Source organism: Butyrivibrio sp. VCD2006 (assembly GCF_000423925.1).
In the GTDB taxonomy this organism is placed as follows: domain Bacteria; phylum Bacillota; class Clostridia; order Lachnospirales; family Lachnospiraceae; genus Butyrivibrio.
In genome coordinates, this window is the sequence record NZ_AUIX01000017.1 from 38,058 (window position 1) to 53,788 (window position 15,731).

The 15,731-nt window shown below is 43.4% G+C and carries 12 protein-coding genes; 3 read left to right on the forward strand and 9 right to left on the reverse strand.

Features of this window, described 5'->3' with window-relative positions; all coding sequences use genetic code 11:
* Window positions 1–52 precede the first annotated feature (52 nt).
* The 6 genes from G586_RS0108430 to G586_RS0108455 all read right to left on the reverse strand — a co-directional run bounded on the left by G586_RS0108430 (window position 53) and on the right by G586_RS0108455 (window position 7,563).
* Complete coding sequence (locus tag G586_RS0108430) at window positions 53–949, reverse strand: DUF4097 family beta strand repeat-containing protein (protein WP_026527409.1); 897 nt, start codon at window positions 947–949, stop codon at window positions 53–55.
* A gap of 218 nt (window positions 950–1,167) precedes the next feature.
* Window positions 1,168–2,193, reverse strand: coding sequence for an NAD-dependent epimerase/dehydratase family protein (locus G586_RS0108435; RefSeq protein WP_026527410.1), 1,026 nt, complete (start codon window positions 2,191–2,193; stop codon window positions 1,168–1,170).
* Window positions 2,194–2,354: 161 nt separating this feature from the next.
* Entirely contained in the window at window positions 2,355–2,921 is a 567-nt protein-coding gene (locus G586_RS0108440; RefSeq protein WP_026527411.1) for a TetR/AcrR family transcriptional regulator, read from the reverse strand.
* Window positions 2,836–4,485, reverse strand: a complete 1,650-nt coding sequence (locus G586_RS0108445; protein ID WP_242831989.1) for a phytoene desaturase family protein — start codon at window positions 4,483–4,485, stop codon at window positions 2,836–2,838. Before G586_RS0108445 ends, G586_RS0108440 begins: the two co-directional genes overlap by 86 nt.
* 101 nt (window positions 4,486–4,586) lie before the next feature.
* Window positions 4,587–6,638, reverse strand: a complete 2,052-nt coding sequence (gene glgX / locus G586_RS0108450; protein WP_242831990.1) for a glycogen debranching protein GlgX — start codon at window positions 6,636–6,638, stop codon at window positions 4,587–4,589.
* Between the two features lie 82 nt (window positions 6,639–6,720).
* The gene (locus tag G586_RS0108455) at window positions 6,721–7,563 is read right to left on the reverse strand and encodes a transglutaminase domain-containing protein (protein WP_026527414.1); all 843 of its coding nucleotides are present in this window, start codon (window positions 7,561–7,563) and stop codon (window positions 6,721–6,723) included.
* 161 nt (window positions 7,564–7,724) lie between these two features.
* Here G586_RS0108455 and G586_RS0108460 point away from each other — a divergent pair, with 161 nt between their 5' ends.
* Window positions 7,725–8,135 carry an ATP-binding protein gene (locus G586_RS0108460; protein ID WP_026527415.1) on the forward strand — a complete coding sequence of 137 codons (411 nt, stop codon included), beginning with the start codon at window positions 7,725–7,727 and terminating at the stop codon, window positions 8,133–8,135.
* Between the two features lie 66 nt (window positions 8,136–8,201).
* The gene (locus tag G586_RS0108465; RefSeq protein WP_026527416.1) at window positions 8,202–9,776 is read left to right on the forward strand and encodes a PP2C family protein-serine/threonine phosphatase; all 1,575 of its coding nucleotides are present in this window, start codon (window positions 8,202–8,204) and stop codon (window positions 9,774–9,776) included.
* A 41-nt stretch (window positions 9,777–9,817) separates the two neighbouring features.
* On the opposite strand, the gene G586_RS24820 is transcribed toward G586_RS0108465, so the two are convergent.
* A complete protein-coding gene (locus G586_RS24820; RefSeq protein WP_051204657.1) occupies window positions 9,818–11,005 on the reverse strand; it encodes a phosphotransferase in 1,188 nt (395 codons plus the stop codon).
* 120 nt (window positions 11,006–11,125) lie between these two features.
* Window positions 11,126–12,850 carry a hypothetical protein gene (locus tag G586_RS0108475; RefSeq protein ID WP_026527417.1) on the reverse strand — a complete coding sequence of 575 codons (1,725 nt, stop codon included), beginning with the start codon at window positions 12,848–12,850 and terminating at the stop codon, window positions 11,126–11,128.
* A gap of 263 nt (window positions 12,851–13,113) precedes the next feature.
* On the opposite strand from G586_RS0108475, the gene G586_RS0108480 reads away from it, so the two are divergent.
* Entirely contained in the window at window positions 13,114–14,430 is a 1,317-nt protein-coding gene (locus G586_RS0108480; protein WP_026527418.1) for a diguanylate cyclase domain-containing protein, read from the forward strand.
* A 38-nt stretch (window positions 14,431–14,468) separates the two neighbouring features.
* Here the strand turns inward: G586_RS0108480 and G586_RS0108485 are convergent, their stop codons facing one another.
* Window positions 14,469–15,542: an endonuclease/exonuclease/phosphatase family protein gene (locus G586_RS0108485; protein WP_242831991.1), complete on the reverse strand. Its 1,074-nt coding sequence runs from the start codon at window positions 15,540–15,542 to the stop codon at window positions 14,469–14,471.
* Window positions 15,543–15,731: the final 189 nt, after the last annotated feature.

Below are 15,731 nucleotides of genomic sequence, written 5' to 3' on the forward strand. Positions count from 1 at the left end.
CCGTAACCTATGTCATTTACTATAAAATATGCTTACTCGTAATGATAAATTTTTAATTAGAGAATGAAATATCAAGTTCTCCGCTTGTCATATCAACTGAAATTCTATTATCCTTATCGTCGCCTGATTTGAAGTCATGGTCATAGGTTTTTCCATCCACTCTCATATCACCTGAAGTGGATCTGAGATCGTAAGAATAATCTTTACTGTTTCCTACTACATGCGCATCAATTTTTCCGGAAGTCATTTTAAAATTTGCGCTATCAAACTTAATCTCATCAAGATCCATGTTTCCGCTTGTCATGTGGGCATCAAGGGCTTTTGTATCGCACTTATATGCCTTCAGATCACCTGAGGTGAGCTTAAAATCAAGTTCATCGACGTTAAGATTCTCAAGATTTATATCTCCTGATGATGCCTTGAGTTTTAACTTCTCACCTTCAATGTTATCAAGCTTCACTTCGCCTGAAGAAATCTCGATTTTACCGGCCATATCGATATTCTCAACACTGATCAGTCCTGATGAAGCCTCCAGATCAACATCCAAAGCGCCGGCATCCTTGGGAACTGTCAGCTTGTAGTACTGCTCTTCCTCATCAAACCAGCTGCCAAGATGAAATACTATTCCGTTGTGAGAAGGCTGTCTGATTTCAAGCTCATCGCCCTTTTCCTCAACCTTCGGAATATAATCCTCATACACGCGATATTCAAGCTTGTAGTCATCCCCCTGCTCTACGTATACATTCATTGATGCCACATCAATTTTAAGTTCCTTGAACTTGGCAAGATCTACTGTGTCCTCGACTATTTCTCCTCTTCCTGCCTTTGAAAATGCCACGCTGGAAATTGTACTTGCTGCTTTTGATATGGTCTTTGTCATCAGTGAGAAAGCTCCTGTACAAAAAACCAGAACTATACCTATCAATATAAGAACTTCTTTTTTCTTCATTTTACCTCTCCTCAAATACTAATATGCTGCTGTTAACTCAGCGCTGTACACTTGCTGCGCTGACGTGAGAATGTTTAAAGAAATGTCATTCTGATAGATATAACGATAGCACTTTGCAAATGTCTTCAAATTTTTTCACGGAATCAAACATTTTTTGCACTGATTTTTGCGGTAAAAATGTCCGATGCCTTTTTGGCAGTCCCCTATCTGCCCTTGTTTTAGTTAAAAGCTGCCTTTGATTTCTCCAGAGCATCAATTACCTTGTCGCAGAATTCGTCAAACTCGGGATCTTCAACCTGGCGCTCCGGATGGGAAAGGACATAGTCAAGCGAGATGCGAACGCCCTGATCAAATCTGATATTTGTGCGCATTTGAGGCACAAGTCTCTTAAGCTTGCTGTTTTCAAAAACAACTGATACAGATTTATCGCCAAGAAGGCTTCCCTCAAAGTCATAGCCGTACTTGCTGCCAACTTCGGCAAGATAATCGGAAGCAACATGATATGCATGAAGCTCTACGCCCAGGGCATCAGCTATTGTTTGGTATATCTGATCCCAGGTCAGTGTCTCATCACCGGTTATCTGAAAAGCTTCGCCGATGGCGTGGCGGTTGCCCATAAGGCCCGTGTAACCTATGGCAAAGTCCTTATTGAAGGTTACTGTCCACAGAGATGAGCCATCACCCTGGATTATAACCGGCTTACCCTCCTGCATTCTTTTTACAACCTGATAAAAGCCCTTGTTGCCGTGTACTCCGAGCGGAATATTTCGCTCGTCATAGGTATGGCTGGGTCTCACGATGGTCACCGGGAACCCCTCTGTGCGGTATTTATCCATGAGGAACTCCTCGCAGGCAATTTTGTTCCTGGAATACTCCCAGTGCGGATTAGCAAGGGTCGTACCCTCAGTAATTACATAGCTTGCTGCAGGCTTGTTGTAAGCCGATGCGGAACTGATGAACATATACTGGTTCGTTTTTCCCTTAAAAAGTCTGTAATCGCGCTCTACGGCACTCACGTCAAAGGCTATGAAATCGCTTACCACGTCAAAGTGCATACCCTCAAGCTTTTTTGCCACATCCTGCTCATCATAGATATCGGCTGTTATCTGATGAACTCCCGCAGGTACCGCGTCCTTACGATTTCCTCTGTTTATGAGCCATACTTCCCAGGAAAGCTCCTCGACAAGCCTTCTTACGATTGCTGTACTGATTGTTCCTGTCCCACCAATAAATAAAGCCTTCATAATCTAACCTCTCTTTTTAAAATAATTTATGAACCCATATGTTAAATTGTATCAGAAAAAACCTGCAGATTATAGATACTGCAGGCTCTTTTTTGTACACTATAAGTATTTACTGTTCACACCTTGCGGTGCGAATAGTTGTATTATAAGTAACTATAAGGTTATACCCGTAAAATGGAGATAAGCCACTCGGGATCAGGTGATTCCAGCTCCTTATTTATCGTCATCTCCTCCATAATCCCCTGGATTGCTGACCAGAAGCACACTGCAAGAAGCTTGGGATCTCCTTTTCTGAAAATACCATCCTTTTGTCCCTTCTCGATGAGCCTTGCAGTATTCTCTGTTGCCTCGACTGACATGGCGAGTTTTCGCACATCTTCCGGCATTCCGGCCCTCCGCGCCTGGGACATAAGCACAAACATATTCGACACATAGGGCTGCTTTTTCACATATTCAAACAGACCATTCAGCATGCCTTTTAAGAAAACATCCCCCGGAACCCCTTCGGCTCCCGCTGTGACGCCGGTGAAATTTTTCCCGGTTTGCACCAGCTCCATAAGAAGCTCCTCTTTTGATTTAAAATAATGGAACATAAGGCCGGTGCTCATTGGCACCGCAGCCGCAATGTCGCTTACCTTAGTCTCATGATACCCTTTCTCCACGAACAGAGTCAGCGCTGTCATCAAAATTGCCTGCCTTCTCTCTTCCTTCTGTTCCTCTCTCGTCATGATAATCCTCCTCATTCAAAACACTCTCGGGCATGTCCAAATTTGCAGGCCAGCTCTTACGCATAATTCTCTGAATCGCAAATTTACCGTTAGTTACTGCAACGGGAAGTCCTCCTGGTGAGCTGTTCCACTGGCCGGCGAACCAAAGGTTCTTTATTCCCTTGATAATGCCCTTATTTCTTACCGCCTTCGCGCCGGGTGTTGTTATGAAGCTCATGTAGCTGCCGTGATAAGCGTTGCAATAGCGCTCGTAAGTAAGAGGTGTCCATGCATCAAGGAACTCCAGGTCGCCCTTAACCTCCGGAAAAGCTGCCTCAATCCTCGCTACCACAGCCTCTGTAAGCTCACTCTTTGCCTTTTTATATTCCTCCGGTGAGAGGCGCTTCCAAGCCTCATAGTCATCATCTGACTGGAAAATACTGGTCTGAACCACCTGTCTGTCCCCTTTTACAAAGGCCGGATCATATCCATAAACCTTGACATACATTCTATCAAAGGTAGTTGCTCCAACCTTCAGCGGCTCGATGTCTATGAAAACTGTCTCCCCTGGATTGAAGCTCTTATTAACTGAAAATGCAACCTGGAAAGAGCTTGTTGCAGGGTACTTTGCCGTTTTTTCATATGCAAGCTTCATATCCGAAGGCATGTACTTTCTGTCGATTAGTTTCCCGAAAAGAATATTTGTATCAAGTGTTGCGATGTAGTAATCTCCGGTTGCCGTGCTGCCATCCTCAAAACGTACTGCGCAGGCCATTTTCTTGTCTACTGTGATCTCGGATGCTGCCTTGTTATAGAATATCTTGCCGCCAAGCTCCTTAAAGCGCTTCTCCATTCTAAGAGACATCTGGAGTGACCCGCCCATGGGAATTCCACCGTTTCCATCGGCTATGGAAGCATATGATACAAGGAATGAATATGCTGTATATTCCTTGGGAAGATAGTCGCAGAGCATCTTTTGAATAACAGGTGATTTGAATCTTTTGCTGTATTCTTCAAGGGAAATCTTGCTAAGCTCCTTCATTACTTTTACAAAATCACCCATTGCTTTTCCGTAATTGATGTAGTCGCCTATTCCGAACATATCAAGCGGCTTGTCTGCCGGCATTACACACTGCTTGGAATACTCTGTATATTCGATGAACTTGTTGATCTCAACTTCATCCTCGGGAGATAGCTCTATCATCTCTTTTCTTGTACGCTCGAGATCCGCCCAAAGTGTAACCCTTTTTCCTGCATGACAGGTTGTAAAAAATGAATCAAGCGCCGCATATTCGGTGTCATCGGACAATGCCCCAACTGTTTTCCATACCTTGTAAAGTTCAGTTTTCTTGTTGGTTCCTGTAAGCCAGTGAATGCAGTTATCAATGTGGTAGCCTTTTCTGTTCCACCCTATGCACTCGCCGCCAGGTATCGCGTTCTTCTCATATATCTCAGCATCCATGCCGCACAAGCGTGCATATATACCCGCTGAAAGTCCTGAAATTCCCCCACCAATGATAATGATCTTCTTCTCTTTTTTCATGATTTTGTCCCCTGTTGTGTAGTTTGTTGAATAGCCGTTCATTGAATCTGTATTCAATATAATATTAAACCATCTTCTTGTCAACATTATTTTTGTAATTTACAACAATTCAGCTCATATTCATTGATTTGTTGCCTATCCCCCTATTTCCTGCCAATCAGAATTACCGTAGTCCTCGGCCCCAGTGTTACAGCCGACTGGTTCGCAAGCTTATCCTCCTTCCCTTCCTCAGCGCAGTATCCGTAGGCCTCGAAGGCCATATACCAGTTATATTTGTCCGGCAAAGCAGGAAGCTCATAGGTCTGTTCTTCCCAATAGGCATTGACCCCGATATAGATGAATTCATTCTTCCCGGTTCCGTACTTCTTACCATCCTCAGCAAACATATATGCAAAGCAAAGGGCAGGCTCGCCTCCGTTAAAATCCCAAGCCCTTGTGCCATGGAAGGAAAGCTCCGGATAACCAGTACCATTCTCGCCAAAAGAATAGTCAGAGGCTAGCAATATCGGGTGTTTTTTTCTAAAATTGATCAACCTCTTGATATACTCGTAATAATCTCTGTTGCGCTCAAGAGCTGACCAGTCAATCCATGAAATATCATCGTCATGGCAATAAGCATTATTATTCCCATATTGGGTGTTACCCATCTCATCCCCTGACAATAGCATGGGAATTCCTCTGCTTGTCAGCAGGATTGTCAGCATATTCTTCATTTGACGAAAACGCAGGCTCAGTACATCAGGATTCGAGGTGTCACCCTCTTCTCCGCAGTTCCAGCTGTCATTATCATTGCATCCGTCCTGGTTTCCCTCGCCATTAGCTTCGTTGTGCTTATTGTTGTAGGAAACAAGATCATACAAGGTAAACCCATCATGACATGTGACGAAATTCACTGATGCCGCCGCACTTCGCTCACCGTACATATCCCCGGACCCGCATATGCGAGAAACCAGTTCCGGAGCGCACTCAGCGCCGCCCTTTATGAATCTTCTCAGGCAATCTCTGTATCTTCCGTTCCATTCAGCCCATCTGCCCCAGGAGGGATAGCTTCCAACCTGATATAAACCATCTGCGTCCCAGGCTTCTGCAATAAGCAGGCACTTCCCCAATACAGCATCATGCGCTATTGTATCTAAAAGCGGCGGGGATAGCATAGGCGTTCCATCCTGATCTCTAGACAAAATCGAAGCAAGATCGAATCTGAACCCATCTACATGATAGGAGTATACCCAGTATCTGAGCGCATCGAGAACCACATTTCTCACAACAGGATTGTTGCAGTTCATAGTATTCCCGCAGCCACTGAAATTAATGTAATACCCATCATGTGTCAGTAAATAATATGTCCTGTTATCTATGCCCTTATAGGATATGACAGGCCCATTCTCATTTCCCTCAGCCGTGTGATTAAATACCACATCAAGGATTACTTCTATTCCGTTTTTGTGAAGGGTCTTTATAAGATTCTTAAGCTCGTCCGCCTCCATTCCAAAGGGTGCGGAAGCCGCATATCCAGCCTTCGGTGCAAAAAAGCTCACCGTGGAATAACCCCAGTAATTGTAAAGCTTCTTTCCGCCTACTTCTCTTGCATTTTCAAACTCATCAAACTCGAAAATCGGCATGAGTTCTACGCAGTTTATGCCAAGTTCCTTTAGATAGGGAATCTTTTCAAGGATACCCGCAAAGGTCCCCGGTCGCCTCACACCACTCGACGCATGCTTTGTAAAGGAGCGGACATGCATCTCATAAACCACAAGATCGCAGGGCGCAAGCTCCAGAGGCTTATCACCTTCCCAGTCATAATCCTCCAGAATTATCCGGCCTCTATGCTGAAAATTCTTTGAAGCATCAGGTTTTCTCCCCCATACGGTCCGCCCGGATACAGACTTGGCATAGGGATCAAGAACAACATTATTTTTATTGAAAAGTTGCCCCTTTGAAGGATCATAAGGTCCGTCAAAACGGTACCCATATTCCATGGTCTCGATGTTCAGGCCATAGACCATGATGCTATAGACATTGCCTATTCTGAATTCCTCCGGCAGAGGGATTTCAACGTAGGGCTTTTTGCTCCCATGATTATAAATAACAAGGGTGCAGCCCGTAGCATCCTTTGAAAAAATGCTGAAATTGACTGCACCGTCCTGAAGGAAGGATGCACCAAAGGGCAGCATCCTTCCCCTTCTGTATTCCAAATCTTTTATTTTGTTCGTCGGAAAAGTGTCTATCAGTCTCATATTTTCACCTACAAACCTTCAAAACACTCTGACCAATCTCCTAGTTTTTCCCCTTATATCGATACTTGGTACCTGTGGCTACAGGAGTCACCTGCATAAAAGCATTTGTTGCCTGATCAAGTCCGGTCCTCTGATGATAATAACTGCAGCCATTAAGCGTCATATTCGCCATCTGTGATGTGCTAAGGCAGAAGAAAGCATGTGAATTAACTCCTATATCGAAAGTTACATCAACCTCATACCATTTTCCATCATCCAGCTTTATGACATTCCATTGGTGAGCACCACTTGCACCAACACCGCCCGCATTGCCGTAAACGCAGTAGCACGGTATTCCGACTATATCGCACATAAGCTTATACGCTCTGGAAATTCCGGCGCATACAGCCGTCTTTTTGACCAATGCTTCATATGCAGACTGTCCCTGATAAGGTCCGCCCATGGAATAATCGTATTTTGTATAGCGCATCAGGGCATCGTGGAGCGCCAGCGCCTTCTTATATTTTGATTTTTTGCCCTTTGCCTTCTTTGTAAGGCTCTTTGCAACGTTATAGGTCTGCTTGGATTCCCTTACACTAAGTGCCTTTGAACTATTTGCGAATGCCGAAACATGGTCCTGTAAAAAGAACATCTTTCCCATCACTTCGTCCATGCTGTAGCCATAGCCGGTAGAAGCATTCTTTTTATACTCCTTTCTTCCGGCACTATAGCCCTTCCTGTAATTCTTTGGCATCTTTTTGTAGTAAACGCCATTCTGCTTGATGTACTTGCTGTATGAGCTGGCTGCCTTTGCTTCAACCGTAACCGGAAGGGACAAAACAAGCATCAATGAAAGAATAAGTACCAAAAAGCTACTAAATTTCTTTTTCGTTGCATTTTTCATAGGCATTACTCTCCTGAAAACTATTAAAAACTTTCTATAAACAATTATAAATTATCAGTTTCTCCACAAGTGTTAAAATCCAACGTATTTGATAAAAGTTTTATAAAACAGTGTCCTCTCATATGTTATTATTGATATATATATTCTTAAAAGGAGACGCCATGAAAGAAATCACTCTTGAAGCAAAAGTTGATAACCTTAACAATGTAATGGTCTTTATCGACGAAGAACTCGAAAGCGCCGGTTGCACCATGAAAGCTCAGATGCAGATTGATGTTGCGGTAGAAGAACTCTTTGTAAATATCGCCAGTTATGCTTATGGTGATGGCACAGGGAATGCCACAATAATCGCTGATGTTGATGGAGCTGCCTCCAAGGCAACTATTACTTTCATAGATGAAGGTGTCCCTTATGACCCGCTTGCAAAGGATGACCCTGACGTAACCTTATCCGCAGCGGAGAGGCAGATCGGCGGTCTCGGAATTTTCATCGTGAAAAAGAGCATGGATGACGTCATCTACAAATATGAGGACGGCAAGAATATCCTTACCATAGTCTCTTCCTGGGGATAATATTTTTAGTGCATCGATACTCTTGTCATTTTAAGCTTCGCCATACACTAAAGGAGTACTCTGGTAATGAAAAAAAGATGGGGAATTAACAGAAAGACTCTGACTGCGATCATTGTATTTACCCTTCTGATTAACATAATATCCTGTATTTGCGGCTCTATCATCTTTGATCGCGCAATACAGAAGCTCTATAACGATAAAGGCTACGTCGTAGCCAATATTATTCTCAACGATATAGATCATGATAAAATCGCTCAGTATGCCACCACGTGGGAAGCTGATGATTATTACTCATGGATGGTGGAATATCTCCATCACATCGAAGACTACTCAAACGCAGCGTACATCTACATTGCAGTACCCTATGAAGACAAAACCATGCGTTATATTTACGATTCGGATACCTATATAGGCGATTCGGATCCTATTGCTGCGTCCTTTGAAGAAATATGGACGGCTTATACGCAAGGAGTGCGCCCCAAGAGCTATCTTACAAGACATTCCCAGAAATATGGCTTCCTGACCTCAAGCTGCCTGCCCGTAAAGGACAGCAATGACAAGGTTGTTGCTCTCCTCTTCGTTGATACTCACATGGAGGTTGTATTATCCACTCTCCGAAGCTACATCAGGAGCATGCTTACAATTTCAATTTTGCTCCTTGCCATTTTCTGTGTACTTCACTGGCATTTCATGCACAAATACCTGATTGGTCCGCTTATGCTCATTAGGAAAAATGTGAGCGATTTTGCCACTAATAATACTGAAGTTGATGATTCTTTAGAGACCATCAAAACTAATGATGAACTTGAGGATCTTGCCACTTCTGTAAATAAAATGGAGACTGATATTGTATCCTATATTGACCATATCCAGACCATTACAGCGGAAAAAGAGCGCATTGGGGCTGAGCTGAACGTAGCCACACAGATTCAGGCGGATATGCTTCCAAGGATATTTCCACCGTTCCCTGACAGAAAAGAATTCGATATTTATGCCACAATGACTCCTGCCAAGGAGGTTGGCGGCGATTTCTACGACTTTTTCCTGATCGATGATGACCATATAGCACTGGTCATGGCTGACGTATCCGGAAAGGGCGTACCTGCCGCACTTTTCATGGTGATCGCAAAGACCCTTATAAAAAACAGAACAATGATGGGCGGAAGTCTCTCTCCTGCTGAAATACTCTGCGATGTCAACAATCAGCTATGCGAGGGAAACGATGCCGAGCTTTTCGTTACTGTCTGGCTCGGGATTCTTCAGATATCGACAGGTGTGGGCATTGCCGCAAACGCAGGCCACGAGCACCCTGCCCTCAGAAGAAAAGATAGTGAATACGAGCTTATTAAGTATAGGCACTCTCCCGCAGTTGCCATGCTTGATGATATACGCTTTGAAGAGCATGAATTTAAGCTTAATCCCGGGGATAGCCTCTTCGTCTACACCGATGGTGTACCGGAGGCAACAAACTCTGCTGATGAGCTTTTCGGAACCGACAGAATGATATCTGCACTAAATAAAAACTCCGCTGCAGACGCAACGGAGCTCCTTGGTATCGTTAAAGATGAAATTGACAGCTTTGTCGGCGATGCGCCACAGTTCGACGACATCACTATGCTGAGCTTCAGATATCTGGGTTAAAGCCCTGCTTTAAGGCCGGTCCCGGAGATCTCCGTCCGCCCTTAGCTTGGCTCAGTGCTAAAGTATAGGTTATCAACCCTTGGAAGCAATTCACGAAGGTGCTGCTTAGTGTGGTTTATTCTTATAGCACCAAGCTCACCATTTTTATAATCCGTAACAGATATAATAAATAAAAATCTGATGTAAGCAACTATCTTGAGTTTATCGAGTATAGTTGCTTTTTCTTCTTCCGAAAACCCGCTGAAATATCGGTTAAAAATCTCATTCCAGATGTGCGTGGCCATAGCATCTGTTATTCCAAGAAAACCCTCACTGTTACCGGGCTCATCTTCAGGAAATGCCATGTATGCAACATACAAACCGGCAAGGTCAAATACAGGTTGCCCCGCCATAAGCGTGTCCATATCAATCAGCATCAGCTCACCGTCCACCATCATCACGTTTTTCATCATTATATCGCCATGAACCACGTGATCATCCTGCGGAAGCTCAGAGAGATACTTCTTAAGTGTATCGTAGATATCATCATCCAGATACTCTCTCTCTACATCAAGATGGTCTATAAATTCATCCCTTGCATAGGGCAGGATTCCCTTCTCCATAACCGTGCCATGTACCGTCTTGATAAAATCCACGTATTTAGCCGTGATATCATCAACATTTTCCGGATTCTCAATCACAAGGTCATTGAGAGTTTTGGCCTTAAGCATCTCAAATACTGAACCATAGCTGTCTCCCACCCTTACAATATCATATGATATTGCAGTAGGGATACCGCTTCTAAAGGCCTGTTTTGCCCTCAGCTGCTCATTCTCGATCATAGGAATACTTTCAGGCGACTCATATACCTTAACGATGGTATCTTCGTCGATTCTGTAGACAGTTCCGTAAAAACCGCGGCCTATGACCTCGCATCCGTCAACGGATATCCTTCTCATCACCTTTCTGACGTTCATGATGTCCGTGAACCCCGTAACATTGAATATATCATAGACGTCAGAGCTAAGCTCCGTGAGCTTTAAGTCCTTTACGGTCTTTTGAATCTTAAGAAATATCCTGAGTCCGGCACTGGATACGTACTCTATGCCTTCCATGTTTATCTCAAGCTTAAGTCCTTCATTTTCTTCAATGATCTTCAGAAACTCTTCCTGATAATCGTTGGCTGTTTGAGAATCAATGCGCCCTTGTGGGTACGCTATCACATAATCATTTTTAATCTCAGTCTTCATATTGGTTTCCCTCATAGAAACATTACCGGTTAAGAAAAATTATACCTGCTTGAACCTATAATTCAAGCAGGCATATTCTAAACAAATTATAACTATTTTATGGTTAATCTGTATTAAATCTTACTGTGGAAGCCAGCCGTAGCTTCTCACATCAATGCTGACAACTTTTCCATCATGTGTCAGAATTTCGTATCTGTTAGCTGACTGAGTTCTGTCGTTGCCGGTCTGGTCAAAAGGAATCGTATAAAAACCGGTATCCTTCGAGTAGTCATAGTTTGTGATGCCATTATCCTTAATGAAATCAAGAAGCTCGGCCTCTGTCATATCGCAGCTTAAGCCTGCAGGGAACTTCATACCATTTCCATATAATCCGTCAGGATCCACACCAACGCTAGTTACGATTGTGTTCTTTATGATATTCGCCTTGTCTGACCAGTTATAGGTAACTACGCATACCGCAAGGCTTCCCTTTTCAATGTTAATAACATATCCCTGTCCTGCGCCTACGGTATAGTTTTCATCGACATCACACTTCCAGCCATTATCCTGGAAAACCTGAAGCGGAACGGGCAGATTATAGACAACACCATCCAGCTCAAAATTACCTGAAAGCGGATCATCACCAAGTGACTTTGGTGCAACATAGTCGTTAAGATAAGCCGGAACATCCGTGCTTACTTCGACCTGCTCCACATCCGCAGGAGCATTATCATTACATATGGTTATCATTTCAAAGATATCGTCCTCAGATATGCTGCATGCGACATATCCGCCGCCCGTATCGTACTCATCATGTGAAGGATCATAGTAATAATAAGTATCAGGAGTTGTTCTGTCAGGTTCGCCAAATGCATCAAGCACTTCAGCTGAGGTGGATTCCATAAGCGTTGCTCGCCCGTCTTTCACGGTAATCTGCTTGCCTGACTGATCGACAACATATTCACTGAAAGTCATCTCTGTAACGTAACAGTCCTTTGCCTCCTTGGCATCAAGACTGAAATTTGTCAGATCAACAGAGATTCTGATATTTTCATCACCCGGAAGAAACAGGGAAAAATACTCAGTACCGCCGGCGCTAAGTAGCTGTGTCTCTTCCTTTTCGCTGTTAAAGGTCCATCCGTCCTCCATAAAGTCACTGACCTTCTCCGGAAGCTGATAAGTTACTCCGTCAAAAGTAAATGCGTACATATTGTCGGGATCAATACCTTCTCTGGGCTCTGAAGGCTTTGTCGCAACCGCTTTCTCTTTTACCTCCTCTGCAGGTTCATCTGCAGGTGTCTCTGCTATATCCGTCTCTTCATTCTCCGTGGATATCACAGGCTCTTCATACTCCACAGTTGTATCCGGCTCTTCATCCCATTCAGTCTCAGGAAAAATGTCTCCATCATCAATTGTGTTTTCGACAACGTCCTCATTTCTCTCAGCGAGGCTCCTTTTTACCAGGTTCTTCACCTGGATTCCGCCGACGATAAGAAGTCCGAAAAACATTACTCCTGCAAAGCCAAGAACGGCAAATGCCAGTTTTTTGTTCTTCTCTGACTGCTCTCTCTCGATGGCTGCAGGATCGTAACCATAGGCTGCAGGCTGCTGTTCCCCAAATGACTGCTGCATGCTATAGTCCGGTGCCCCAAATGACAGCTGCGGTCCTGTTTGATACTGCTCACTGTAAGTACTTTGTACATTTGCCTGCTGATTCACAGGCTGACCCGTCATGGGGTCAAATTTAGCTCCCTCTGTTTGAGTCTGATTGATTGGCTGCCCGGTCATCGGATCGAACTTGTAACTACCGGGATAAGCCTGATTGATTGGTTGTCCCGTCATGGGATCAAAATTCCGTTCACTCATGTCTTAACTCCTTCAAAACTTTTTTCATAAAAGATTGTAATCAGTTTAGCAAAATAACTGTTACATAACAATCTCTATAACGCCCTAATATCGCATATTACAGCCCTTTATCCCATCCGTTTTTTCCGAATAATTTAATAAATATTACATATTTCTTTCATCGCCCACATGGTAAAATAATAACGCTATCCGGTATATCTTACCGGAGTCGTTTTTTCAGTCATGGTACGATCTGCACATATGACAGCAACAGAGGTGCTATTATGCAGAAAATAATGGTTGTGGATGACGAAGAGCTTTGCCTTTACGTCACAAAGAACATGCTGGAAGGTGAATATGATGTTGTTTGCGCTTCTTCAGGTGAAGAGGCTCTTTCCATGTTTGACAAAGAAAATCCGCAGCTCGTTATTACCGATCTTTTGATGCCAAACATGTCCGGCTTCGAGCTTCAGAAACATTTCAGGGAAAAATACGGTCAGGGTGTACCCATGATTTTCATGACTTCCGATGCCCGTGAAGAGCAGGAAGCCATGGGCCTGAGAATAGGTGCCGCGGACTACATCCATAAGCCCTGTAACAAGGAAATCCTCCTTAGCCGCGTAGGTCGAGTATTTGACAATCTGGAACATATGAAAAACCTGGAAGCTGAGGCCAGAACTGACCTTTTGACAGGATTATATAACAAGAGTTATTCAGAGTCGGAAATTGCATCATGCTGCGAGCACAGATCCGGTGTACTCATGGTTGTTGATCTGGATTCCTTCAAGCTTGTAAATGACCTGGCCGGTCATGACGCCGGAGACGAAGTTCTGGTGAGCTTTGCCGGAATCTTAAAGACAGTTATCAGAAACAGAGATGTGGTCGGAAGAATCGGCGGCGATGAGTTCATTATTTTTTGCAACAATATCAAGGACAAATTCATTATTGATGCAAAAACCAGGCAGATGAACCGCATGCTCAGGGCGGAGGCAGAGCGAATCCTCGGTGAAGACTGCAACATACCCCTTGGTGCCTCTGTTGGAGCGGTATTTGTTCCTTCCGAGGGTACGGAATTTGCAGAGCTGTTCAAAAAAGCCGATAAAGCCCTGTATCAGGTAAAGCAAAACGGAAAACATAGCTTTTGCATCTTTGAATCCGCAAATAAAGAACCTGCTCCGGATATCAATGCGAATATCAAAAACTGCTTTGCTCTTCTGGATGAGCGAGGTGAGCCCGGCGGCGCCTTTGGAGTATCAAACGACGCATTCACTCAGATCTACAGATATTTAAAGAGATCAGTTTTCAACTATAACACCATGGTTCAGTTCGGGGTGATCTCTCTGGAATTTGCCTCCGGAATATCCGCTGATGATGCGGAAGAAGCGATGACAGCTTTTGCAGGAGTATTAAAAACCTCCTTGCGATTCAGTGATGTTTACACAAGAAAAGGGAAAAATCAATACTGGCTCCTTATACCGGAGTCTAACCGTGAAGATTCCGTTTCTATCGTAATTGAACGAATACTCACAAAATGGAAGGCCACGCCTTCATCTGAAAAAGCAACCATAAGTTATGAAATCGAAACAATAAAATGCTCCTAAGCTAAGGCTTAAGAGCATTTTTGTTAATGCGTCTTGTTTTATTCAACTATTTTGAACTTCAATACCACCGGGTTGTGATCCGCGTACTTAAATTTACAGTCTATAGTCTGTAAATCCTCAATTTCAACATTCTTCGATACTAAAAATCCATCTATAACATAAAACTGAAACGTTGAATCATCGGCTCCCACATATGGTGTTGCCAGCGATCTACAGCTTGGACTGTTATTTGACATACAAATCTGAAAATTACTGCTGAAATCTTCCGCATTTATCTTTCCGGGCTGCCAGTTGCCTTCAAATACCGGATAGGCTGAAGTATCAATGTTTGAAAACGTCTGATTAAAATCGCCACCTGCAACGACGTAATTACCCTTACTAATCTCATTTTCAAGATAATTCTTAAGAAGAGCTGTCTGTGCTGCTTTACCTTCACCGGAATCATAAGCTTCAAGGTGAAGATTTACAATCACAAGCTCCTTTCCGACATCTCCCACGGGAATCCTTGAAACAAGCAGACATCTTCTTAGGTTTCCAAGCCTTTCAGGCCACGAAAATGGACACGGCAGGGCAATTCTCGAAGCACTTTCTATATTGTATCTGGAAAAGGACAATAGCCCGCCCTCAACCTTTCCTATTGGTGGAATTGGATATGGAATATAGAAAACCTTATAATTGTACGCAAATGTGCTGCTGAAATCGCTAAATCCTGACGTTATCAGCTCGACCTCATCTCTTCTGTGGGATCTGTCCGAATTTCTGTCAACTTCCTGCAGAATAGCAAAATCAGGTGATATCTGTTCGATAGTCTCCCGAATACCTGCGATATTTTCATCTACCTCGGCTGCCGTGTTAGATCTGACATCCTTACCACCATCCATGAAAAAATCGTCATTTTCATCAAGTGCCCCAAATCCGATGTTCCAGGTCATTATTGTATAGCTGTTATCCGTGCCCGGAAGTACGGCTTCATTTTGCACAGGCTTTACATCTTCGACATCAGCAGGCTTGTACTCAACAACTGTCAGGAACAGCATAAAAAGACCATAAGCCAGCAATGGAACTAGGATGACGATCAGTAACCCGATCAGTATCTTTTTTAATGTTTTCATTGTCATAATCTCCCTCTCATGCATTCTTAACTATTAATTATAAATATTATTTAACATCATCAGAAGAACAAAATCTCTCAAATACATTACAAAATTAATCTAATTTCTAAAAAAATGATTAAATTTGTCATCTTGCAATAGCGCGTCAAAGTGATAAAGTGTTCGTTAAGTAAAATAAGTCAATAAAAA